This window comes from Streptomyces sp. Ac-502, from assembly GCF_045222935.1.
GTDB classification, from domain to species: domain Bacteria; phylum Actinomycetota; class Actinomycetes; order Streptomycetales; family Streptomycetaceae; genus Streptomyces; species Streptomyces monomycini.
In genome coordinates this window covers 2,881,508-2,904,337 of sequence record NZ_JBHFFO010000001.1, presented here as the reverse complement: position 1 = coordinate 2,904,337, position 22,830 = coordinate 2,881,508, and the positions used below count along the sequence as shown (strand labels likewise).

At 72.9% G+C, this 22,830-nt stretch carries 18 protein-coding genes and 5 pseudogenes; 14 read left to right on the top strand and 9 right to left on the bottom strand.

Going from position 1 to position 22,830, the window contains the following annotated elements:
* Window positions 1-6: 6 nt before the first annotated feature.
* Window positions 7-1,122, top strand: a pseudogene (locus ACEXOX_RS13110) (alpha/beta hydrolase); the annotation flags it as partial.
* A gap of 967 nt (window positions 1,123-2,089) precedes the next feature.
* Window positions 2,090-3,644 (top strand): annotated as a pseudogene (locus tag ACEXOX_RS13105) (hypothetical protein).
* Window positions 3,645-3,901: 257 nt separating this feature from the next.
* On the opposite strand, the gene ACEXOX_RS13100 reads toward ACEXOX_RS13105, so the two are convergent.
* Together ACEXOX_RS13100 and ACEXOX_RS13095 are read right to left on the bottom strand one after the other, a co-directional pair.
* The gene (locus ACEXOX_RS13100) at window positions 3,902-4,336 is read right to left on the bottom strand and encodes a VOC family protein (protein WP_406520682.1); all 435 of its coding nucleotides are present in this window, start codon (window positions 4,334-4,336) and stop codon (window positions 3,902-3,904) included.
* 220 nt (window positions 4,337-4,556) lie between these two features.
* A complete protein-coding gene (locus ACEXOX_RS13095; protein ID WP_406526328.1) occupies window positions 4,557-5,447 on the bottom strand; it encodes a neutral zinc metallopeptidase in 891 nt (296 codons plus the stop codon).
* 470 nt (window positions 5,448-5,917) lie between these two features.
* On the opposite strand from ACEXOX_RS13095, the gene ACEXOX_RS13090 reads away from it, so the two are divergent.
* The 3 genes from ACEXOX_RS13090 (at window position 5,918) to ACEXOX_RS13080 (ending at window position 8,985) form a co-directional block, all read left to right on the top strand.
* A complete protein-coding gene (locus ACEXOX_RS13090; RefSeq protein ID WP_406520681.1) occupies window positions 5,918-7,516 on the top strand; it encodes an ABC-F family ATP-binding cassette domain-containing protein in 1,599 nt (532 codons plus the stop codon).
* Between the two features lie 346 nt (window positions 7,517-7,862).
* Entirely contained in the window at window positions 7,863-8,084 is a 222-nt protein-coding gene (locus ACEXOX_RS13085; RefSeq protein WP_030021347.1) for a helix-turn-helix domain-containing protein, read from the top strand.
* Window positions 8,085-8,205: 121 nt separating this feature from the next.
* Window positions 8,206-8,985: an enoyl-CoA hydratase/isomerase family protein gene (locus ACEXOX_RS13080; protein WP_030021348.1), complete on the top strand. Its 780-nt coding sequence runs from the start codon at window positions 8,206-8,208 to the stop codon at window positions 8,983-8,985.
* Between the two features lie 15 nt (window positions 8,986-9,000).
* On the opposite strand, the gene ACEXOX_RS13075 is transcribed toward ACEXOX_RS13080, so the two are convergent.
* Window positions 9,001-9,744 carry a hypothetical protein gene (locus ACEXOX_RS13075; RefSeq protein ID WP_406520679.1) on the bottom strand — a complete coding sequence of 248 codons (744 nt, stop codon included), beginning with the start codon at window positions 9,742-9,744 and terminating at the stop codon, window positions 9,001-9,003.
* 192 nt (window positions 9,745-9,936) lie between these two features.
* Here ACEXOX_RS13075 and ACEXOX_RS13070 point away from each other — a divergent pair, with 192 nt between their 5' ends.
* The 5 genes and pseudogenes from ACEXOX_RS13070 to amaP all read left to right on the top strand — a co-directional run bounded on the left by ACEXOX_RS13070 (window position 9,937) and on the right by amaP (window position 12,510).
* Window positions 9,937-10,419, top strand: coding sequence for an Asp23/Gls24 family envelope stress response protein (locus tag ACEXOX_RS13070; RefSeq protein WP_406520678.1), 483 nt, complete (start codon window positions 9,937-9,939; stop codon window positions 10,417-10,419).
* A gap of 82 nt (window positions 10,420-10,501) precedes the next feature.
* Complete coding sequence (locus ACEXOX_RS13065; protein WP_406520677.1) at window positions 10,502-10,699, top strand: hypothetical protein; 198 nt, start codon at window positions 10,502-10,504, stop codon at window positions 10,697-10,699.
* A 6-nt stretch (window positions 10,700-10,705) separates the two neighbouring features.
* Window positions 10,706-11,098 (top strand): annotated as a pseudogene (locus ACEXOX_RS13060) (hypothetical protein); the annotation flags it as partial.
* A 7-nt stretch (window positions 11,099-11,105) separates the two neighbouring features.
* Entirely contained in the window at window positions 11,106-11,897 is a 792-nt protein-coding gene (locus tag ACEXOX_RS13055; protein WP_406520676.1) for a DUF6286 domain-containing protein, read from the top strand.
* Window positions 11,898-11,905: 8 nt separating this feature from the next.
* A pseudogene (amaP, locus tag ACEXOX_RS13050) lies at window positions 11,906-12,510 on the top strand (alkaline shock response membrane anchor protein AmaP).
* A 69-nt stretch (window positions 12,511-12,579) separates the two neighbouring features.
* Here the strand turns inward: amaP and ACEXOX_RS13045 are convergent.
* Window positions 12,580-14,097, bottom strand: a complete 1,518-nt coding sequence (locus tag ACEXOX_RS13045; protein ID WP_406520674.1) for an MFS transporter — start codon at window positions 14,095-14,097, stop codon at window positions 12,580-12,582.
* Window positions 14,098-14,241: 144 nt separating this feature from the next.
* On the opposite strand from ACEXOX_RS13045, the gene ACEXOX_RS13040 reads away from it, so the two are divergent.
* Both ACEXOX_RS13040 and ACEXOX_RS13035 read left to right on the top strand, forming a co-directional pair.
* Window positions 14,242-14,724, top strand: coding sequence for a MarR family winged helix-turn-helix transcriptional regulator (locus tag ACEXOX_RS13040; RefSeq protein WP_406526327.1), 483 nt, complete (start codon window positions 14,242-14,244; stop codon window positions 14,722-14,724).
* Between the two features lie 83 nt (window positions 14,725-14,807).
* The gene (locus ACEXOX_RS13035; RefSeq protein ID WP_406520672.1) at window positions 14,808-15,818 is read left to right on the top strand and encodes an aldo/keto reductase; all 1,011 of its coding nucleotides are present in this window, start codon (window positions 14,808-14,810) and stop codon (window positions 15,816-15,818) included.
* Window positions 15,819-15,921: 103 nt separating this feature from the next.
* Here ACEXOX_RS13035 and ACEXOX_RS13030 read toward each other — a convergent pair whose 3' ends face one another.
* The 5 genes from ACEXOX_RS13030 to ACEXOX_RS13010 all read right to left on the bottom strand — a co-directional run bounded on the left by ACEXOX_RS13030 (window position 15,922) and on the right by ACEXOX_RS13010 (window position 20,713).
* Window positions 15,922-16,677, bottom strand: coding sequence for an SDR family oxidoreductase (locus ACEXOX_RS13030; RefSeq protein WP_406520670.1), 756 nt, complete (start codon window positions 16,675-16,677; stop codon window positions 15,922-15,924).
* Window positions 16,678-16,682: 5 nt separating this feature from the next.
* Window positions 16,683-18,467 (bottom strand): glycoside hydrolase family 15 protein, encoded by a 1,785-nt coding sequence (locus ACEXOX_RS13025; RefSeq protein WP_406520668.1) that lies wholly within the window; start codon window positions 18,465-18,467, stop codon window positions 16,683-16,685.
* Window positions 18,468-18,496: 29 nt separating this feature from the next.
* Window positions 18,497-19,333: an SURF1 family protein gene (locus tag ACEXOX_RS13020; RefSeq protein WP_406520666.1), complete on the bottom strand. Its 837-nt coding sequence runs from the start codon at window positions 19,331-19,333 to the stop codon at window positions 18,497-18,499.
* Window positions 19,334-19,383: 50 nt separating this feature from the next.
* Entirely contained in the window at window positions 19,384-19,617 is a 234-nt protein-coding gene (locus ACEXOX_RS13015) for a hypothetical protein (protein WP_063726112.1), read from the bottom strand.
* Window positions 19,618-19,681: 64 nt separating this feature from the next.
* Window positions 19,682-20,713 carry a DEDDh family exonuclease gene (locus ACEXOX_RS13010; protein WP_406520664.1) on the bottom strand — a complete coding sequence of 344 codons (1,032 nt, stop codon included), beginning with the start codon at window positions 20,711-20,713 and terminating at the stop codon, window positions 19,682-19,684.
* Window positions 20,714-21,082: 369 nt separating this feature from the next.
* Between ACEXOX_RS13010 and ACEXOX_RS13005 the strand changes: the two are divergent.
* Together ACEXOX_RS13005 and ACEXOX_RS13000 are read left to right on the top strand one after the other, a co-directional pair.
* Window positions 21,083-21,917: pseudogene (locus tag ACEXOX_RS13005) on the top strand (sterol desaturase family protein); the annotation flags it as partial.
* A gap of 129 nt (window positions 21,918-22,046) precedes the next feature.
* Entirely contained in the window at window positions 22,047-22,754 is a 708-nt protein-coding gene (locus ACEXOX_RS13000) for a lysoplasmalogenase (protein WP_406520663.1), read from the top strand.
* Window positions 22,755-22,830 lie beyond the last annotated feature (76 nt).

The following is a 22,830-nucleotide window of genomic DNA, read 5'->3' as shown; positions in this document are numbered from 1 at the left end:
GGGAGGATGCGTCTGGGTACCGCGGCAGCAGCCGCCACCACGGTGATCGGTACCGGCGCGGCCGCGGTGGCGGCCGGCCGGTACGCCAGCGACATGGTCCTCAAACCCGCGCCCGACCGGCCGCTGCCGGGCGACCCCCGGCTCACGGTGCATGCCACCGGCCCCGGGCGGATCACCCTCACCCGCAGCCTCGCCTCGCTGCGCCCCGGCACCTACGGCCTCACCGGCGCGGGCGGCCATGCCATCGTCGGCCCCCTGCTGGACGACGTGCCGCACCCGGCGGACACCGTCGTCCGCCGCCTGGAGCGGGTCACCCACGGCACCCTCCAGCCGGGCGCGAGGATGCGCCTGACACCCCAGGTGCACATCGGCAACCCGCGCGACGCGCTCGGCCTCGACGCCGCCGACGTCGACATCCCCGGAGAACTGGGCGCCCTGCCCGCCTGGTTCGTGCCGGGCGCCCGGGAGACCTGGGTCATCACCGTGCACGGCCTGGGCACCACCCGGGAGCACCCCATGGTGGTCATGCCGTTCCTCAGCGACCAGCGGCTGCCCGTCCTGGACCTCGCCTACCGCAACGACGTCGGCGCTCCGCACACCGCCGACGGCATCAGCCACCTCGGCGACTCCGAATGGCGCGACCTGGACGCCGCGATCCGCTACGCCGTCCAGTACGGCGCCGAACGCGTCGTCCTGCACGGCTGGTCCACCGGCGCCTCCATGGCCCTGCACGCCGCCGCCAACTCCGCGGTCCGCGACCGCATCGCCGGCCTCGTGCTGGACTCGCCGGTCCTGGACTGGCAGGCCACCGTCCGCGCCCTGGCCGCCGCCCGCCGCGTCCCCCGCCCGCTGCTCCCGCTGGCCGTACGCGCCGCCGAGGGCAGCACCGGGCTGCACGCCGGACGGCTGGCCGAAGCCTGGACCGCCGACCTGCTCACCGTGCCGACCCTGCTGATCCATGGGCCCGACGACACCCTGGCCCCCTGGTCGGCCTCCCGCGAACTGGCCTCCCGCCGCCCCGACCTGATCACGCTGCACCCGGTACCGCACGCCCCGCACGCCGCCATGTGGAACGCCGACCCGGCCACGTACGAAGAAACGCTCCGCCGCTTCCTCACCCCCTCATGTGAGCCGGCGGCGCGGCTTCCCGGAGTGGCCGTGTCGTGCCCGTGCGGCCTTCGGGCGGTCGCTTCCGTGCGGCCTCGGGGTCGGCTCTCGCTGTGCGGCCTTTGGGGCGGTCAGCCCTGTCCGGCCTCCGGCCGGTTGATCCTGCGTGGCCTCCAGTGTGGTGTGGTCGGGCCTGTGCGGCCTTCGGGGCGGTTGTCCCTGTGCGGCCTCGGCCTTCGGGACGACCGTTCCTGCGCGGCCTGCGGCCTGGTCGTTCGCGTGCACCCGCTGGAACGGTCGTTCTCGCGCTCTCTCTGGGCGGATCGTTTCCGGGCGCTCGCTGGGGCGGACCGTCGCCGAGCGGCGGGGTGGGCCGTTTCCGTGCGTCCTCCGGTTGGTCCGTTCCCGCGTCTCGTCCGGGGCCGCCTTTCCGCAGCCTGCGGGCCGTTCCGTTTCCGCGCGCCTCGGGGCCTCGGGGCGGCCTCCCCATAGCCCTCCGGGCCGTTCCGCTTCCGTGCGTCCTCCGGCTGGTCCGTTCCTGCGCCTCGGGGCGGCCTTCCCCGCAGCCTCGATGCGGTTCCGTTTCCGCGTCCTCCGGCCGTTCCGAGCCCGCGCGCCCTCGGGCCTTCGCGTGTTCACACGCCTCCCACGGCGCGACCCGTGCCCTGGCACCGCGGCCCGTGGCAATGCGCCCCGCGCCCCTCGCCTCCGACGGCGACTTGCCCGTGTCGTGATGGCCTGTCGGCGCGGTCCGCGGCACCCGGGCGGCCCGTGGTGACCCGGCGCTACGGACGGTGGCCACACCGCGCGCGCCCCGGGGCCGCCCCTTCGTACGGCCTGCGGCCACTCCCCGTACAGGCCCTGGTGGCCCACGCGTACGGTCCGTGCCGGCCGCCCCGTGCGCCCCTCGTGCGTCGGGCCGCCGGAACGTACCGACCGTTCCGATTGGGCTTTCGGGCCGTCAGCGGGAAGACTGCACCCTGTGACGTCCCGTACTCCGCGCGACTCCCGGCTCCGACTCGTCCCCCGTCAACCGATTGCCGCCGCCCGCCGAGCGGTGAGCACCCGGGCCGCCCGGCCGGCGCCCCGGCCGCCCCAGGGCACACCGCCGCCCGCGGAACTGGCCCGGCAGGCCCGGGCCGGCCTGGCCGGTGCCGTACGTCTCGCCCGCTGGGCCGACGGTGAGCACGGCGCGGGCGCCGGGCTGCGGGCCGGCACGGACGGTGCCCTCCCGGCGGACGTCGTCGAACAGGCGGCGGACGACCTGCGGCTGACCCCGGGCCAGGTCCGTACGGACTGGGACCTGGCCCGGCTGGCCGGACTCGTCGAACTGCACGGCGGCGTGGCCCGCCCGGGCTGGCGGCTGCGCGCCTGGGAGCGCGACGACACCGCCGCGCTGCGCGGCTGGGTCGCGCTCTTCGACGCCTGGTCGCTGGCGCGCCCCGCGCCCCCGGCGCCGGGCCGACCGCCGTCGCCGAGGTCGTCGAGGCCGTGCCGCAGCTGCTGTCCCTGCTGCACCTGTCGGCCGGCCCGGTACGGGTCCCGGTCCTGCTGGACATGCTGGAACAGCGCGTCGCCGAACTCCGCACCGAACGCTGCGAGGTGCCGTACGGCCCGGACCGCGCCCCGGACGCGGGACCGGCCCCTGGCACGGCCGCGCCCCCGGGCCCGGGGGCGGCCCCGGACTCGGGCGCAGGTCCGGGAACGGACCCGGGCACAGCTTCGGGAGTGGACCCGGGCACGGCCTCGGGAGCGGCGCGCGGCGGAGCGGCGGGTGACACCGCGGGGGTGTCACTCGCGGAGCTCCTGGACTGGTCGCTGGAGGGCCTCGCCGCCGTCGGGGCACTCGTCGTGCGCGACGGCGCCAAGACCGGTGTGCCCGCCGAACGCGAAGCCCTGCTCACCCCCTCGGCAACTGGTCGGTCTGGGTCAAGCTGGAGCAGATCTGCGTCGCCGCCCAGAGCCCGGCGGGCAACATCGAGCAGTCCGCCGAGGCGATGCTGCGCGGCTGCGCCCGGCTGACCCCGGGCCCGGCGCGCGCCGAATACCGCGCCTGGCTCGCCGCCCGGTCGGCGGGCAGCGCCGTCGAGGAACTCCTCGACGTCGCCCGCGGCGAGGACGCGCTGCTGCGCGGCCTGGCCTTCGAGGCCCTGCGCGCCGTCGGCGCGCCCGCCGAACCGGCCGTACGCGCCGCCGCCGACGAGGCCGCGCTGCGCCCGTACGCCCTGCTCTGGCTCGTCGAGCACGAGGGCGGTGACCCGGAGACCGCGCCGGACGTGCTCACCCGCGAGGAGTCCACCTGGCTGTGGGTGGACACCGCCGCGGCCGTCGCCGACCACGGCGAGAGCCAGCTGCTGATCCGGCACCTCGACTCGGCCGTCCAGGGCTCGGTCCCGCGCCTGCTGGAGGAGGTACGGGCCGTCGGCCACCCGCGCACCGTGCAGGTACTGGTCGCCCTGGCCGCCGCCCACCCGGACCCGGCCCTCGCCAAGGCCGTCCGCCGCGCCGCCTTCCAGGTGCACACCGGCGGCGCGTGACGCCTCCCGGGGGCGGGCGCCCGCCCCCGGAACGGCACCCGACGGTCCCGCCCCTTTCGCCAACGCGCGATCCCAGGCGAGCGCGCGCCAGCGCCCCTTTAGCGCCCCATCAGCGCCTCCTCAACACTCCCTCAGCACCTTTCCAGTGCTCCGTCAGTGCCTTCCCAGCGCTACCTCGCTACCTCTCCAGTGCTCCGTCAGTGCCTCCCCAGCGCTCCCTCAGTGTCTCCCCGGTGTCCCCATTCCTCAGCCGCCCTTCAGGCCTTCGGCGCCGCCGGTGCGTATGTGCCGAACGTCCAGAGATTGCCCTCCAGATCGCGGGCCGTGTACTCCCGGGAGCCGTAGTCCTGGTCCGTGAGCGGCAGCGCTATCTCCACCCCGGCCTGCTCGGCCCGGCGGTGATGCGCGTCCGGGTCCGCGACGGTCACGTACACACCGACCGGGCCGCCACCGCCCAGCGCCTCCTCGTACGCCCCGCCGGCGCCCTTCGAGCCCAGCATCACCACGCCGTTGCCGAAGGACAGCTCGGCGTGCAGCACGGCGCCGCTCTCGCTCTCGTACAGCGCGCTCTGCGTGAAGCCGAAGGCTTCCGTCAGCTGCTTGACCGCCGCCTTCGCGTCGCGGTACTGCAGCGTCGGGCAGAACGTGGGAGAGCCCGCAGTCCCTGCCGCGCCTGCCGCCACGTCGGTCATGACGATCACCTTTCCCATCCTGCGATCAGGTCGTTCCGAGCCCCGCTCTGAGACCCACATCACAGTGTGGCACCAGGGTCTGACAACGCCCCCGAACAGCCTCTGACCAGCACCGCACCGCACCACGCTGCTCCGAGAAGCACCGAGAAGCACCGAGAAGCACCGAGAAGCACCGAGCCGCACCGAACCGCTCCGCCGTCCGTCCGCCGCTCCGGCGGTCTCAGCGGAACGTGTCACAGCGTCCGGCGTCCCCCGTGCGGAGCCCGGCCGAGAACCACCGCTGCCGCTGCGCCGCCGACCCGTGCGTCCAGCTCTCCGGGGTGATCCGGCCCTGGAACCGTTCCTGGATCCGGTCGTCGCCGACCGCGGCCGCCGCGTCGAGCCCGTCCCGTACGTCCGCCTCGGTGAGATCGGTGATCAGCGGCCGCCCGGTGGTCTCCTCGGGCGTGCCGGTGGCGTGCCGGGCCCACACGCCCGCGTAGCAGTCGGCCTGGAGCTCCACCTTGACGGCGTCGCTGTCCGCGCCGGGCCGCCCGCCCTGGGACCGGCGCAGCGTGCCCGCCAGGTTCTGCACGTGGTGCCCGTACTCGTGCGCCACCACGTACGCCTGCGCGAACGGCCCGCCCTCGGCGCCGAACTTCGTCCGCAGCTCGCGGAAGAAGTCCAGGTCCAGGTAGACCCTGCGGTCGCCGGGACAGTAGAACGGCCCGACGGCCGAGGTCGCGGCCCCGCACGCGGTGTCCGTCCGGCCGGTGAAGAACACCGTCGGCGCCCGTCCGTACGAGGCGGCCTGCCGCCGGAACTCTTGCTGCCAGAAGGACTGGGCGCTGTTGACGACCGCCACGATCCGGCAGTCCTCCCTGCTGTTGGCGTCCTGCCCGGTCCGGCACCGCTCCTGCACCCGTTCCGACGCGGAGGCGGTGGCTTGCGGGGGATGGTCCGACTCCGTCAGCCCCAGTTCGTCGGGGCCGATGCCGAAGAACAGGCCGGCGACAAGCGCGATCAGCCCCGCCAGCCCGCCCCCGACCGTGGCCCGCCCGCCGGGCAGCCGACTGCCGCGCCGGTCCTGGACCTGCGAGGTGTCCAGCCCGGCGTCGTCGTCGAACCGCATGGCCGCACCGCCCTCCGCCGCGCCCTCCCGGCGGCGCACACCGCCTCGCCCCATCCAGCCGCGCCCACCGCCGGGCCGCGACCCCGGGCGTCCGAACGGGCGAGGGGACAGTAGCTGGCGGGGGCGGGGGAGGAGCGCCCCGAGGGCCGGCTCACAGCGGGCCCGTACGGCCGCACCGCAACCGGATCACCACCGCACCCCGACCGCACCACGGCCTACCCCGGCCGCCCCACCCCGACCGCCCCACGGCCCTACCACGACCGGATCCCGGCCCTCCGGCAGCCCGGGAAAACTGCTTGCACGTCACCGCTAGACTGGTCCGTATGGCAATTCTCCTCGTGCATTAGACGGCGCCGGCACGCCGCCCAACGCCGCCCGTCCGCACAGGCTTGTGCCGTGTACGGGGCGCGCCGCGCGGCTGTGATCACCCCCGTCCTTTCCGCTGTCCTCATCTGCCCTGGAGTCTTCCCTTGATCACCGCCTCCGGCCTGGAGCTGCGCGCCGGCGCCCGCGTCCTCATCGAGTCCGCCTCCTTCCGTATCGCCAAGGGCGACCGGATCGGCCTGGTCGGCCGCAACGGAGCGGGCAAGACGACCCTCACCAAGGTCCTGGCGGGCGAGGGCATCCCCGCCGCCGGCACGGTCACCCGCTCCGGCAACGTCGGCTACCTGCCGCAGGACCCGCGCACCGGCGACCTCGACGTCCTCGCCCGCGACCGCATCCTGTCCGCCCGCGGCCTGGACGAGGTCCTGCGCAAGATGCGCGAGAACGAGGACCGGATGTCCAACGGCAAGGGCGCCACCCGCGAAAAGGCGATGAAGAAGTACGAGCGCCTGGAGACGGAGTTCCTGACCAAGGGCGGCTACGCGGCCGAGGCGGAGGCCGCGACCATCGCCGCCAGCCTGGGCCTGCCGGACCGCATCCTCGGCCAGCCCCTGCACACCCTCTCCGGCGGCCAGCGGCGCCGCGTCGAGCTGGCCCGGATCCTCTTCTCGGACTCCGACACGCTGCTCCTGGACGAGCCGACCAACCACCTCGACGCCGACTCGATCGTCTGGCTGCGCGACTACCTGAAGAACTACCGCGGCGGCTTCATCGTGATCTCCCACGACGTCGACCTGGTCGAGACCGTGGTGAACAAGGTGTTCTACCTGGACGCCAACCGCTCCGAGATCGACATCTACAACATGGGCTGGAAGCTCTACCAGCAGCAGCGCGAGGCCGACGAGAAGCGCCGCAAGCGTGAGCGCGCCAACGCCGAGAAGAAGGCCGCGCAGCTGCACTCGCAGGCCGACAAGATGCGCGCCAAGGCCACCAAGACCGTCGCCGCGCAGAACATGGCCAAGCGCGCCGACAAGCTGCTCGCCGGCCTGGACGCCAAGCGCGCCTCCGACAAGGTCGCCAAGCTGCGCTTCCCGGACCCCGCGCCCTGCGGCAAGACCCCGCTGACCGCCGAGGGCCTGTCGAAGTCGTACGGCTCGCTGGAGATCTTCACCGACGTCGACCTGGCCATCGACAAGGGCTCACGGGTCGTCATCCTCGGCCTGAACGGCGCGGGCAAGACGACGCTGCTGCGGCTGCTGGCGGGGGTGGAGAAGCCGGACACCGGCGAGGTGCGCCCCGGGCACGGCCTGAAGCTGGGCTACTACGCCCAGGAGCACGAGACGCTCGACCCGGACCGCACGGTCCTGGAGAACATGCGCTCGGCCGCGCCGGACATGGACCTGGTCGAGATCCGCAAGACGCTCGGCTCCTTCCTGTTCTCCGGCGACGACGTCGACAAGCCCGCGGGCGTGCTTTCCGGCGGCGAGAAGACCCGGCTGGCGCTGGCCACCCTGGTCGTCTCCTCCGCCAACGTGCTGCTCCTGGACGAGCCGACCAACAACCTCGACCCGGCCAGCCGCGAGGAGATCCTCGGCGCGCTGCACACCTTCACCGGCGCCGTGGTGCTGGTCTCCCACGACGAGGGCGCGGTGGACGCCCTCCAGCCGGAGCGCATCATCCTGCTGCCCGACGGGGTCGAGGACCTGTGGGGCCAGGACTACGCGGACCTCGTCGCGCTGGCCTGAGGGCCGTCCGAGGGCCGGGAGGGATCAAGGGCGTATGGATCATTCGGCCGACGGGTGATCCATCATCTGAGTGAGAGCGGCTCGTACATCGGCGAGCCTCCCTGTGACGGCCGGGCCCCAGGGGCCCGGCCGTCATCATTTCGTACCAGCCCCCTCTGACCTGCTCATTCGCGGCGAAACCCGTGGTCGGAGCGGTGAAATTCCTAACGGAACCCCTAATTCCAAGAGTCAATACGGCGCCCACGACACCAAACGATGTCCCACGGACCTTGCTGAATGGGTGGCCAGGAACGCGGGAAGGGGTGATCATGAGAGTCCAGAGCGCACTTCCCACGAGGAGGCACGGGTGGCCGAGACTCTGAAGAAGGGCAGCCGGGTGACCGGCGCCGCGCGCGAGAAGCTCGCGGCAGACCTGAAGAAGAAGTACGACTCCGGAGCGAGCATCCGGGCGCTGGCCGAAGAGACCGGCCGCTCCTACGGGTTCGTGCACCGGATGCTCAGCGAATCCGGTGTGACCCTGCGTGGTCGTGGCGGAGCCACCAGGGGCAAGAAGGCCGCCTCGGCCTGACCGAGGCGTTCCGCTCCGGGAGCTACGGTGCCACCCGGTCGGTCGAGCAGGCGACCGGGTGGTTACTGTTCAGTCACTTAAGCACGCACGTGCGGTCGGCTGACTGACTCGGAGGCGCTCCATGACCCTGCTCGACAAGGACGGTGTGCGGCTCACCGTGGACGACGTGATCGCCACGGTGACCCTCGCCGGACCGGCCAAACGCAACGCGCAGTCGCCCGCCATGTGGCGGGCGCTGGCCGAGGCCGGATCACTGGTGCCGGGAGACGTCCGGATCGTGGTGCTGCGCGGCGAGGGCAAGTCCTTCTCCGCCGGCCTGGACCGGCAGGCGTTCACGCCCGAAGGCTTCGACGGCGAGCCGTCGTTCCTCGACATGGCACGCGGCCCGGACAGCGAACTGGACGCCATCATCGCCGAGTACCAGGAAGCGTTCACCTGGTGGCGGCGGAACGACGTGGTGTCCATCGCCGCTGTCCAGGGCCACGCGATCGGCGCCGGCTTCCAGCTCGCGCTCGCCTGCGACCTGCGGGTGTGCGCCGACGACGCGCAGTTCGCCATGCGGGAGACCAGCCTCGGACTGGTGCCGGACCTGACCGGCACCCACCCCCTGGTCGCCCTGGTCGGTTACGCCCGCGCGCTGGAGATCTGCGCCACCGGCCGCTTCGTCCACGCCGACGAGGCCGAACGCATCGGCCTGGCCAACCTCGTGGTGCCCGCCGCCGACCTGGACGGTGCCGTCGCGGACCTCGCGGGAGCCCTCGTCGCCGCGCCGCGGGACGCCGTCATCGAGACCAAGGCCCTGCTCATGGGCGCCGCCTCCCGTACGTACGAGGAGCAGCGCGCCGCCGAACGCGCCGCGCAGGCACGCCGGCTGCGCGACCTGGCGGGCCTGGGCGAGTAGCGCGTACGGCGCGGCTCAGGAGGCGCCGGGCGGTTCGAGGGCGGCGACGAGCACCGCGACGGTGGAGCGCCCACCGTCCGCCGGCTGTCCGGCGCCCGCCGCTTTCCCGACCGCGTCGCGTACGTCCCGCGCCACGTCCAGCGTCCGCCGGTCCGGCGCGACGGCCAGTTGCACGAGTACGTGCCCGTCCTCCACGCGGACCGGCCGGGACAGCGCACCCAGGGCCGGTACGAGACGTACGACTCCCGGGACCCGCAGCGCGGCCGTTTCCAGAGGGCCTGCGTCGGCCGTGGCCCCGCTCCCGCCCGGCGCGTCACCGGGAGAAGCGTCGTCGTCCCGGCCACCGCCCGCTGCCTCTTCCCCCTCGTCGAGCAGGTCCGTGACCCGCACATCGACGACGGACACCTCCAGGCCCAGCCGCTCCGCCGCACACGCCAGCAGCGCTTCCCGCAGCAGGCCCGCGGAAGCCGGGACCGGGCGCCCGGCCGTGGCCGCGACTTCCGTCTCGATCAGCAGCGGTCCCGGCGGCAGCGCGCTCGGCGGTTTCGGGACCGCCGCTTCCGGCGCGGCGTCCGCGTCCGCCAAGGACAGCCGGAGCGTACCGATCCGCAGCCCCGGCAGTGCGTCGCCCGCCTCCCGCAGTACCCCGGCGGCCGCCCGCTCGGCGATCCACGCCCCGTCCGACGGGCCGCCCAGCGGCAGCAGCCGGCCGAGTCCGAGCTGCCGCCGTACCGCCGTCACCAACTGGTCACCGGCCACCGGCCGTCACCTCTTTCCCGAACAGTCCTTCCACCTTGCCGCACACCCGGCCGGGCGGCAGGGCCACGTACCCGAATGGCGGTAACCCGACCACTCCGCTGCCGCATCCCCGCAGCGGGCCCGGGGAAGCCGCCTTACTGTGGAAAACGGAGCGGCTTGCAGCTCCGACCCCTCGGAAAGGGACGATCGGCGATGACCGAGAGCGCACAAGGTAACCGGCCCGAGCCGCGGACCGGAGACTCGCAGGGCAAGACGCTGGGAGCCAAGCGGGGCGGCGGCGACCCCGCGGCCCGTGGGCGTACCACCATCGCCGACGGTGTCGTGGAGAAGATCGCCGGAATGGCGGCCCGCGACGTCATGGGCGTGCACGCGATGGGCAGCGGCTTCGCCCGCACGCTCGGCGCGGTGCGCGACCGGGTGCCGGGCGGCGGCAAGTCGGTGACCCGCGGTGTCAAGGCCGAGGTCGGCGAGGTGCAGACCGCGCTGGACCTGGAGATCGTCGTCGAGTACGGCGTCTCCATCGCGGACCTCGCCCGGGTTGTACGGGAGAACGTCATCTCCGCCGTGGAGCGGATGACGGGCTTGGAGGTCGTCGAGGTCAACATCGCGGTGAGCGACGTGAAGCTGCCCGACGACGAGGAGGACGAGGACGACGAGGAGCCGCGCCTCCAGTAGGCGGGCCGGTCCTCCAGACGACAGGCGCCGGGGCTTCGCTCCGCAGGACCCGGCCGGGGTGGTAGCGAAGGGAAGCGCGTAGATGAGCATGGCCGTGATCGGTCTGTTGGCCGGAATGGCGCTGGGCTTCGCCGGATACTTCGGCGGTTTCGGGGCCTTTGTACTGGTAGCGGCGCTGGGCGCCATCGGATTCATCGTCGGGAAGTTCGTGGACGGCGACCTGGAGGCCGGGGAGTTCTTCCGGACCCGTACGGGCGACCGCGACGACCGGCGGAGGTGACGCCCGGTGGCGACCGTGTCCCCCGCGGCCGCGGCACCCGGCGCCGCCCAGCCGGCCGTACCGGCCGGTGAACGGGGCGCCACGAGGATCGCGGACCGGGTCGTGGCCAAGATCGCCGCGCAGGCCGCCCGCGAGGCCCTGCGCGACGCGTCCACGGCACCCACCGACGCCCACGCCTCGGTGACGGTACGCCGGCGCGACGGACGGCGGGACTTCGGCGAGGCCCGGGTACGGGTCGCCGTCGAACTGGGCTACCCCTCCGACATCGGCGCCCAGTGCGGCGCCGTACGACGGCAGGTCACCCAGCGGGTCCGCGAACTGGCCGGCATGTCGGTGCCCGAGGTGACCGTCCAGATCGAGCGGCTGCACGCGCCCCAGACGGAGCGGTCCGGCCGGGGAGGGTGCGATGAACGACGACGATCCCGATCTGCGGCACACCCAGCGGCTGCCCACCCTCGACAAGTCGGCGGGCGCCACGGCGGTCCCGCCCGGCGAGGACGGCTCCGGCACTCCTTCCGGCCAGGGCGGCTCCGGTCCTTCGGACGGCCCGGACAACCCGGACGGCCGGGGCGATTCCGGTCCTCCAGGCGACGGCCCCGGGCACACCGGCCCGGCGGACACCGGGCAGTCCCCCCGCGAGGAGACCGACGGCGGCGGCCGGGCCCGGCGCTTCTGGGCGGCCCGGCGCGTACCGTCCACACTGGTCGCGCTCGTCGTGCTCGGCGCCGCCGGACTGCTGCTGTACGACGTGGCCGCCGTACGCGCCGACCGCCCCGCGATGGCCTGGCGCAAACGCCTCGCCACCGAGCTGGCGTCCCGCCACCTGGACGACGTCTGGGTCCTCGCGGGCGCCGCGGTGGCCGTGGCCCTCGGCATCTGGCTGCTGGTGCTCGCGCTGACCCCCGGCCTGCGCGGCGTGCTGCCGATGCGGCGCACGACACCGGACGTACGCGGCGGCCTGGACCGCGCCGCGGCCGCCCTGGTGCTGCGCGACCGGGCCATGGAGGTGCCGGGCGTGCAGTCCGTACGGGTCGCCGTCGGCCGCCGCCGGGCCAAGGCACGCGCGGTCTCGCACTTCCGCGAACTGGACGAGGTACGGAGCGACCTGAACACGGCGCTCGGCGACGGGCTGCGGCAGCTGGGCCTCGCCCGGCGTCCCGCGCTGTCCGTACGGGTGCGCCGGTCGGCGAAGAGGTGAGCACGGCGATGCGCAAGGTCCTGCGAACGGTCAACCGGGTACTGCTGGCCCTGACGGGCCTGGTCCTGATCGTTGTCGGCGGCACGGTGCTGCTCGGCGGCTTCGACCTGCCGGGCAAGGGGGTTTCGACCTGCCGACCGGCGGACGCTGGTCCCGGCCCGACGACGTGCTGCTGCGCGACGCGGACCGGACGCGCTGGACGGACAGCGGCTGGTGGTGGCCGGTGGTCATCGCGGTCCTGGCCGTCCTCGTCCTGCTGGCCCTGTGGTGGCTGCTGTCCCAGTTCCGGCGGCACCGGCTGCGCGAGATCCTCGTGGACAGCGGCGACGGCGAGGGCGCCCAGCTGCGCGGCCGCGCGATGGAGAACGTCCTGACGGCCGAGTCCGAGTCGATGGACGGGGTCGACCGGGCCCGCGTACACCTCACCGGCCGCCGCACCGAACCCCGCGTACGAGCCGGTCTGGCACTCGCCCCGCACGCGAACCCCTGCGCCGTGATCGCCCGCTTCTCCTCGGAGGTCATCACCCATGGCCGTACCTCGGCCGGCCTGGAACGGCTGCCGGCCGAGGTACGGCTGCGGGCGGTCAAGCACCGGGCGGAGCGGGTGACTTAGCGGGACACATCGCGACGCGTCCGCTTTTTGGTGCGGTTCGCCGCTTCGCGTGCGGCCCCCAGCCGGGGCTCAGACGGTGAGGTGCTGCTTGGTGCCGGAGCCGTCGGCCGTCGTCTCGGGGGTGATGCCGTGCTGCTCTTCTTCAGGGCGGCCCTTCTTGGGCAGCAGGAAGGTGATCGCGAAGAAGGCCACCAGCAGGCACGCCTGGACGAGCAGCGCGCGGTGGAAGCCGCCGGTGAAGTCACCGGTCTTGGCCCGGGCGAAGAACACCGAGCCGAAGACCGCGACGCCGATGGAGCCGCCGACTGCCTGGACCGCCGACAGGACACCGGAGGCGGATCCGATCTCGTCGTCGTCGACCGCGGCCAGGATGAAGCTGAACAGGGCGGCGATCACCATGCCGGCGCCGATGCCCGCCACCGCCACGCCGGGAACGATGTCCCAGATCGAGAACGAGGCGGCGTCGAGGCCGTCGAGCTCGCACCACAGCACGGCCGCGCCGGCCAGCTGGACGAGCGGCCCGATCTGGAGGACCTTGCGGCCGATCTTGTCGGCGAGGAACGCGCCGCTGACGGCGCCGCCGATCGCGGTTCCCACTGCGAGGGGCAGGTTGCCCAGCCCCGCGTCACCGGCAGTGAAGTGCTGGCCGATCTGGAGGAACAGGGTCAGCACGAGCTGGGTGCCGATGAGCCCGCCGAAGAACAGGGCGATACCGCCGAGCCCGACGGTGAAGGCCGGCTTGCGCAGCAGGGCCGGGGCCACCAGCGGCGCGCGCCCCGCGGCGGCCGTGCGGCGCTGCCGGAGGGCGAAAAGGGCGAGACCGATCACCGAGGCGGCCATGGACAGCCACGTCCACAGCGGCCAGCCGTTCTCCTGCCCCTGGTTGAGCGGCAGCACCAGCAGGGCGCAGGACGCCACGACCAGGGCGGCGCCGGTCATGTCGACCCGTACCGTGCGGTCGCCCGCCTTCTTCGGTACGAACGTCGCGGCGACGGTCAGTGCCGCGACGCCGATGGGCAGGTTGATCAGGAACACCGACCGCCAGCCCAGGCCGAAGAAGTCGCCCTCGATGAGGAAGCCGCCCAGGACCGGGCCGATGATGCCGCCCAGGCCGAGAACGGGTCCGAAGATCGCGAAGGCCTTGGTGAGTTCGGGTCCGGAGAAGTTCTCCCGCAGCAGGCCCAGGCCCTGGGGCAGCAGCATCGCTCCGGCGATGCCCTGCAGCAGACGGAATGCGATCAGCGCCTCGATGTTCGGCGCCGTCGCGCACAGCAGCGAGCTTGCGGTGAAGGCCGCCAGTCCGATCAGGAACATCCGGCGTCGCCCGTAGCGGTCGCCGAGCCGGCCGCCGAGCACGAGCCCGGCGCCCAGGGTGAGGGCGTAGCCGCCGATCACCCACTGCAGCCCGACGGAACCGGCGCCGAGGGACTTCTCCAGGTCCGGTCCGGCGACGTTGACGATCGAGGCGTCCAGGAGATCCATGATCTCCGCGACGATCATCACCGCCAGGATCAGCCACCGCCACCGGTAGGGCTCGGTCGTCTCGACAGGGGTGGGGGACGGGTCACGCACGCCAGGTACCTCCATGGTGAAGTAATTCCATCGTGAAGGTAAAGTGGTGACGGTAGGTTGTCAAAGCGGGACAACCGTGCGGACCGTGTGACAGGAGAGAAGGCCGGAAGCGTGGAGGAAGCGGTGCGCGACGGTGTCGCGGAGCAGCGTGAGCGGCTGATGGAGTCGCTGAGGATCTACGGCGGCCACTACGCCGAACTCAGCCGGCGCTTCGCCGCCTGGCTGGGCCTGCACTCCACGGACGCGACCGCGGTCCTGGAGATCGCCGCCGCCGAGGAGCGCGGCACGCCCCTGTCACCGGCACGGCTGAGCGAACGGATCTCCCTGTCCACGGGCGCCACCACCGCGCTCCTGAACCGTCTCGAAGCGGCGGGACACATCACGCGGGCCCGCGAGCACTCCGACCGCCGCATCGTCACACTGCGCAGCGGCGGGCACATCCAGGAGCGGGCGGACGAATTCTTCGGCCCGCTCGGCCACCGCCTCGACGCCGCGATGTCGCACTACCCGCCTCAATTCCTGGAACAGGTCGAAGCGTTCATGGCCGACCTGAACACCGCCCTGGACAACCACCTCACGGAACAGGACGCGGTGACACCGCGTTCCCTCCGCAGCCCTGACCCTGATGGACGGACTTCCTGACAGGGCGCACATGCCCCACGCCTCCGATTGCCGGACCAGGACGTATTGCGTTGGAGCGCGCTCCAACGCCTAGGTTCGGCAGCATGCGATACAGCAAACTCGGAACGACCGGGCTGGAAGTCTCCGCCATCGCCCTCGGCTGCATGAGCTTCGGTGAGCCGGACCGGGGCGGTGAGCCCTGGTCGCTGGGGGCGGACGCCAGCCGGGAGATCATCAAGCAGGCCCTGGAGGGCGGCGTCAACTTCCTCGACACGGCCAATGGGTACAGCGCCGGAAGCAGCGAGGAGATCGTCGGCCAGGCGGTCAAGGACTTCACCCGGCGCGAGGAGGTCGTTCTCTCCACCAAGGTCTGGATGCGGATGCGCCCCGGCCCGAACGGCGCCGGGCTGTCCCGCAAGGCGATCTTCGCCGAGCTCGACGCCTCCCTGAAGCGGCTGGGGACCGACTACATCGACCTGTACCAGATCCACCGCTGGGACTACGACACCCCGATCGAGGAAACCCTCGAAGCGCTGCACGACGTGGTCAAGGCCGGGAAGGTCCGCTACATCGGAGCCTCTTCCATGTACGCCTGGCAGTTCGCCAAGGCCCTGTACCTGGCTGACCTGAACGGCTGGACCCGGTTCGTGTCGATGCAGGACCACTACAACCTCATCCACCGAGAAGCAGAGCGGGAGATGTTCCCGCTCTGCGCCGACCAGGGCATCGGCGTGATCCCGTGGAGCCCGCTGGCGCGGGGCAGGCTGACGCGGGCCCGGGACACCGCCACGGCGCGAGCCGAGACCGACGCGGGCGGCAAGATCCTCTACCGCGACGAGGACCAGGCAGTGGCCGAGCGCGTCCACGAGATCGCGGGCAAGCGGGGCCTGTCGCCGGCCCAGGTCGCCCTGGCCTGGGTCATGCGCAACCCGGTGGTGACCTCGCCCGTCGTCGGGGTGACCAAGCCGGCCCAGCTGGCCGACGCGGTCGCAGCGGTGGACGTCGAACTCGACGAAGACGAGGCCGCCTACTTGGAGGAGCCCTACCAGCCGCACGAGGCCGTCTACCTGGAGGAGTCCTTCTACACGTCGCAGCCTGTGGCGGGCTCCCGGTAGTCCGGGCTACCCCCGGGCTTTCGACGAGTCCTCGGCGTCGGCCTTCACGGCCCTGAGCAGCCGACGTCCGCGATGAGAACGGTGCTCAGTCCCCGCCCCGCCCTCAGAACCCCCGCCGCTTCCCTCCGTCCACCGGCACCATCACCCCGGTGACGTACGACGCCGCGGGCGACAGCAGAAACGCGGTCGTCCGGCCGAATTCCTCCGGTTCGCCGTAGCGGCGCAGGGGGATGGAGGCGCTGTTGCGGGCACGGGACTCCTCCGGGTCTCCGGAGAGCGTGTCCAGCTGGGTCATCCGGTCCGTGGCGATACGGCCCGGCAGGACGCCGAAGACGCGGATGCCGCGCGGGCCCAGTTCGTCGGCGAGGGCCTTGGCGTAACCCGCGAGGCCGGGGCGCAGACCGTTGGAGAGGGCCAGGCCGTCGATGGGCTCGTGGACCGAGCCGGACAGCACGAAGCCGATCGCGCCGCCGTCGCCGAGTGCGGCGGACGCCGTGCGGGCGAGGCGTACCGCGCCGAGGAAGACCGACTCGAACGCGGTCTGCCACTGGTCGTCGGTGGTGCCGGTGGGCGTGCCCGGGGGCGGGCCGCCGACGCTGACGAGGATGCCGTCGAGGCGGCCGAAGCGCTCGCGGGCGGTGTCGACCAGGCGCGCGGCGGCGTCCGGGTCGGCGTTGTCGGCGGCGACGCCGTGCGCGCGGTCGCCGAGCGAGGCCGCGGCGGCCTGCGCGCTGTCCGCGCTGCGGCCGCTGAGGACGACGTTCGCGCCGTCGGCGACCAGTTCCCGCGCGGTGGCGAAGCCCAGGCCGCGGGTGGCGCCGGTGACGATGTAGGTCCGGTCGGTGAGTCCTAGATCCATGGGGGTCAGTCTGCCCCGTCGCACCCGAACATGGTGAAGGCGGTGCTGATGAGGCCGATGTGGCTGAACGCCTGGGGGAAGTTGCCCAGCTGGCGGCCGGCGACCGGGTCGTACTCCTCGGCCAGCAGTCCCAGGTCGTTGGGCAGCCGCAGCAGCCGGTCGAACAGCTCCCGGGCCTCTTTCCGCCGTCCGGTCAGGTGCAGGGCCTCGGCCAGCCAGAACGAGCAGACCAGGAAGGTGCCCTCGTCGCCCGGCAGTCCGTCCACGGAGGTGGCGTCGGTGCTGTAGCGCCGTATCAGGCCGCCGTGCGCCAGCTCCGCGCGGACCGCGTCGACCGTGCCGACGACCCGCGGGTCGTCGGCGGGCAGGAAACCGAGGCGCGGGATCAGCAGCGTCGCGGCGTCCAGCAGGCCCGAGCCGTAGGACTGGGTGAAGGTGTTGCGCTCGGCGTCGTAGCCCTTCTCGCACACCTCGCGGTGCACCTCGTCGCGCATCGCGCGCCAGCGGGCGACGTCCCCCTCCAGCTCCGGGTCGGACTCGACGGCCTTGATGGCGCGGTCGGCGGCGACCCACGCCATGATCTTGGAGTGCACGAAGTGCCGGCGGGGTCCGCGGACCTCCCACAGCCCCTCGTCCGGCTCGCGCCAGTGGGACTCCAGGAAGTCGAGCAGCGAGCGCTGGATGTTCCAGGCGTGCGGCTTGGACGGCAGCCCGGCGACGCGCGCGATGTGGAAGGAGTCCAGCACGCCGCCGTACACGTCGAGCTGCCGCTGTTCGACGGCGGCGTTGCCGATGCGTACGGGGGTGGAGCCGGCGTAGCCGCCGAGCCAGGGCAGTTCGGCCTCCGGGAGCCGCCGCTCGCCGCCCAGGCCGTACATGATCTGGAGGTCGGCCGGGTTGCCGGCCACCGCGCGCAGCAGCCAGTCCCGCCAGGCCGACGCCTCGTCGGTGTATCCGGCGGTGACCAGCGAGTTGAGGGTCAAGGTGGCGTCGCGCAGCCAGCAGAAGCGGTAGTCCCAGTTGCGTACGCCGCCCAGTTCCTCGGGCAGCGAGGTGGTGGGGGCCGCGACGATGCCGCCGGTGGGCGCGAAGGTCAGGGCCTTGAGCGTGATCAGGGAGCGCAGCACCTCGGCCCGGTACGGACCGTCATAACGGCAGTGCGCCGCCCACGCCCGCCAGTCCTCCAGGGTGTGTTCCAGCGCCTCGTACGGATCGATCTCGGCCGGGCGCGGCTCGTGGGAGGGGTGCCAGGTGAGGATGAACGCCACCCGCTCGCCGGCCGCGACGCCGAAGTCCGAGCGGGTGCTGAGCCCCTCCCCGTACGTCTTGACCTCGGGCTCGGTGCGCAGCCACGCGGAGTCCGGCCCGGCCACCGCCACCCGGCACCGGCCGACGTGCCGCACCCAGGGCACGACCAGCCCGTAGTCGAAGCGCAGCCGCAGCACCCCCTGCATGGGGACGTCGCCCTCCAGACCCTCCACGATGCGTACGAGGTCGGGCGCGCGGTCGCGCTGCGGCATGAAGTCGGTGACCTTCACCGAGCCGGTGGGGGTGTGCCAGACGGTGTCCAGGACGAGGGAGTCGCCGCGGTAGGAGCGTTCGGGCCGGGCGTCGGGGTCGGCGGGGGCGAGCAGCCAGTGCCCGTTCTCCTGGTCGCCGAGGAGCGCCGCGAAGCAGGCGGCGGAGTCGAAGTGCGGCAGGCACAGCCAGTCGACGGAGCCGTTCCGGCCGACCAGGGCGGCGGTCTGCAGGTCGCCGATGAGCGCGTAGTCCTCGATGGGTGCGTGCACGCGGCGTCCCTTCCGTCGGCGACCGGCGGCTACTCCGTGCTGGCGACTGTACGGCTCAAGGGCTCGGCAGGGGCGGATTCGGCGGTGCCGTCGCCCTCCGCGGCGGCGGCGAGCCGGTCCTTGCGCTCCCGGCGGACCAGGACGAACCAGCCGACGGGCACGGCCGCGGCGAACAGCCACCACTGGACCGCGTAGGCCATGTGCGGGCCGATGCTGTCGTGGTCCGGCTCGGGCACCAGCTCGGGCGTGCCGCCGGGCGGCTTCGGCGCGGTCTGCTCGATGTAGCCGCCGAGGACCGGCCGGTGCAGGGCCTCGGCCTGCCGCTCGCTGTTGATCAGCATGACCTGGCGGTCGGGCAGGCCGCGCTTGTCCTTGATGCCGCTGCCTTCGGTGGTCTCGTCCGCCATCATCCGGCCGGTGACGGTGACCCTGCCCTTGGGGGCGGCGGGGACGTCGGGGAAGCGGGTGAGGTCGTTGCCCGCGGCGATCCAGCCGCGGTTGACCAGGACGGTGGCGCCCTTGCGCGGACCCTGGTCCAGGACGAGCGGCGTCAGCACGTAGTAGCCGATGGTCTTCTCGTCGGCGGCGGTGCGCTGACGGACCACGACCTCGTGCCGGGTGTCGTACGTGCCGGCGGCGGTGACCCGGCGCCACATGTCGTCGCGGGGCAGCGTCCGGCCGGGGGCGGTCAGGTCGGTGACCGGCACCGGGGCGGCGTGCAGGTTGTCCGCGATGAGCTGGTTCTGCGCGACCCGGTGCTCATGGCGGTGGTACTGCCAGAACCCCAGCTTGATCATGACGGGGATCAGGACGAGGCCCACGAGGGTGAGGATCACCCACTGCCGGGACAACAGGAAGCGGTACACCCCACGAGGGTACGACCGGGGCACCCGGCACCCCGCCGCCGGGGTCCGCCTCAGACCCGGTCGACGATGCCCGCCTGCCCCTCGGCGCGGGCGCAGTGGGCGCCGCAGAACCAGCGCCCGGCGGCCTCCACGCCCTGGCCGATGATCTGGCACCGGCAGTGCTCGCAGATCGGCGCCATGCGGTGGATGGCGCAGGAGAAGCAGTCGAAGACGTGCACCGCGCCCTGTGCGTGCACCTCGAACGTCATGCCGTACTCGTTTCCGCAGACCTCACAACGTGCCATGCGCCACAGCGTGCGGGTGCGGCGGGCGGCGGGGCGAGCCTGCGGCAGGCGTGTTGTGAGGGCTTCACCCGGACGCAGGCGCCGGGGCCACGTCCTGGAGGAGCTGCATGAAGGCCGCCTCGTCGATCACCGGCGTGCCGAAGGAGGCGGCCTTGGCGGTTTTGGAGGTGCGGGCCTCCGGGTCGTTGGTGACCAGCAGGCTGGTCAGCCGGGAAACGCTGGTGGCCACGTGCAGTCCGGCCTCGATCGCGCGGTCCTCCAGCAGCTCGCGGTCGACGGAGGTGTCACCGGAGAACGCCACCCGCATCCCCTGCACCAGCCGGGCACCCGGCTCGTACCGCCCAGGGTTCGGGTACGGGCAGGCGGGCCGCTTGCGCGACGGGCGCCAGCTGGTGGGCCGGTAGGCGGCCGCGGCCGGCCGCTGCCGGGGCGCCGCCGGGCCGTCCGCCCACTCGGTGAGCGGCTGGCAGGCCAGCAGCGGCAGGCGCAGGTTGGCCTGGGCGGCCAGCCGCAGACTGGGCCGGAACGCCTCCGCCAGCACCCGGGCGTCGTCGAGCGCGTGGTGGGCGTGCTGCTGGGTGACGCCGTAGTGCGCGGCGAGGGACTCCAGCTTGTGGTTGGGCAGCGGCAGTCGCAGTTCTTTGGAGAGCGCGATGGTGCACAGCCGCTGCCGTACGGGCGCCTCGGCCTCGGCGCGGGCGTACTCGCGGGCGATCATCGACCAGTCGAACATCGCGTTGTGGGCGACCAGGACGCGCCCTTCCAGCCGCTTCGACAGCTCGGGGACGATCTCCGGGAAGAGCGGCGCGGCGGAGAGCATGTCGCTCGTCAGACCGTGGATCCACACCGGGCCCGGGTCCCGCTCCGGGTTCACCAGGGTGTACCAGTGGTCCTCGACCTCGCCGTGGATGTCGAGGCGGTACACGGCGGCGGAGACTATCCGGTCGTCGCGGGCCAGGCCGGTGGTCTCCACGTCGACGACCGCGTACCCCTTCGGATACGCGGCCGGCCAGGAGGCGGCCGCCTCCGGAGGGGACGGCTGCTGCCCGATCGCCGGGGTGATCGGGCGGGCTGCTGCCATACGGTCTTCGAGCATGGTCACTGAGGATACGGGCCCCCACTGACAGCGCCACCGCCCTCCCCGTACCGTCCGGCGCTCCGGCGCGGCCCGTGACGGTGCGGGCAGGCGCGGACGTGCGCGAACGCCGCGTGCGCGGCCTCCGGTTGGGCCACGATCGAGGGACGCGGCGACACGGTGGCGGGCGGTCCTCCGTGCGGTGCTGCCGGCTGCTCCCCTTCTGTGGTGCTGCGTCGTACCCCTCCTGTGGCGTTACGTCGTAAAGGTCCGGTTCGGGGGAGTGGTGGGGTACGGGCCTGACGGTGCCCCCTCCCTGACACTCCTTCTTACATACTTCTCGGTAACAACCCCTAGCGAGGGTCCCGTCGGCGCCTTTATGGTGCCGACATGCCGCACCTGCCCGATGTCGTGCTGTGGTCCGTGCCCGCTTTCGTCGTCCTCACCGTGGTGGAGATGGTGAGCTACCGCCTCCATCCCGACGAGGACGCCGCCGGGTACGAGACCAAGGACGCGGCGACGAGCGTCGGCATGGGGCTGGGCAGCCTGGTCTTCGACGCGCTGTGGAAGATCCCGATCGTCGCCGTCTACTCGGCCGTCTACACACTGACGCCGCTGCGCGTGCCCGTCCTGTGGTGGACGCTGCCGCTGATGCTGCTCGCCCAGGACTTCTTCTACTACTGGTCGCACCGCGGGCACCACGTCATCCGCGTCCTGTGGGCGTGCCACGTCGTGCACCACTCCAGCGAGAAGTTCAACTTCACCACCGCCCTGCGCCAGCCCTGGACGACCTGGACGGTCTGGCCGTTCTACCTGCCGATGATCGCGCTCGGCGTGCATCCGGCCGCGGTCGCGTTCTGCTCGGGCGCCAACCTCGTCTACCAGTTCTGGGTGCACACCGAGCGCGTCGGCAAGCTGCCCCGGCCTTTCGAGTACGTCCTGAACACGCCCTCGCACCACCGGGTGCACCACGCCTCGCAGGGCGGCTACCTGGACCGTAACTTCGGCGGCATCCTCATCATCTGGGACCGGATGTTCGGCTCGTTCGTCCCGGAGACGGAACGCCCCGTGTACGGCCTCACCAAGAACATCCACACCTTCAACCCGCTGCGCGTCGCCACCCACGAATACGCGGCCATCGCGCGCGACGTCCGGGCGGCGGGCAACTGGAGCGAGCGGGCAGGACGGGTGTTCCGGGGGCCGGGGTGGCAGCCGGCGGGGGCGTGGACAACAAGGCGCCCGGGAAGAAGAAGGCGCCCGAGGCCGCCAAACCCGTCGCGTCTGCCAAACCCGCTAAACCCGCCAAATCCGCTAAACCCGCCAACTCCACCGGCGCCACGAAGGAGCCCGTCGCGTGACGACCGCCGCGCGCACCGCGCGGTTCCTGCTCGGCGCCTTCGCCGTGCTGACCGCCGTCCACCTCGGCGCGCTGCTCGCCGGGACCACCACCGTCGTCCATCTGACCAAACCGGCCCTGATGCCGGTCCTCGCCGGGTACGTGCTGGCCGCCGGAGCGCCAAGGCTGCTCGCCGTCGCGCTGCTCTTCGGCTGCGGCGGCGACACCCTCCTCCAGACCGGCGACGACGCGCTATTCCTCGTCGGCATGGGCTCCTTCGCCGCCGGACACGTCTGCTACCTGGTCCTCCTCGCCCGGCGCGGCGCCTTCCCGGGCGGCCTCCGGCTCTCCGGACCGCTCGCCGCCTGCTACACGGCCCTCTGGCTCGGCTTCGTCGCCCTGCTGTGGCCGGACCTGGCGGCGGACATGCGGCTGCCGGTCGCCGCGTACAGCCTGCTGCTCACCGCGACGGCGCTCAGCGCCCTGCGGCTCGGGCCGCGGGCCGCGCTCGGCGGGCTGCTCTTCCTGCTCTCCGACTCGCTGCTCGCCACCGGTCTGGCCCATTGGCAGCAACCGCCCGCCGCCCAGTTCTGGGTGATGCTGACCTACGCGGCGGCTCAGTACGCGCTGGCCGACGGCGTACGGCGGACGTACACGGCAGGGGAGCGGGCGGGGGACGCGGGGGCCGCACGAGCGTACGGTGAGGTGCGCAGTACCCCTGCCTGAGCCGGCCCGGCCGTCGCCGGCCACCGGCCTGACCTGCGGTGACGGCCGCGGACTTGAGTCTCCCGCCGGGGGAGAC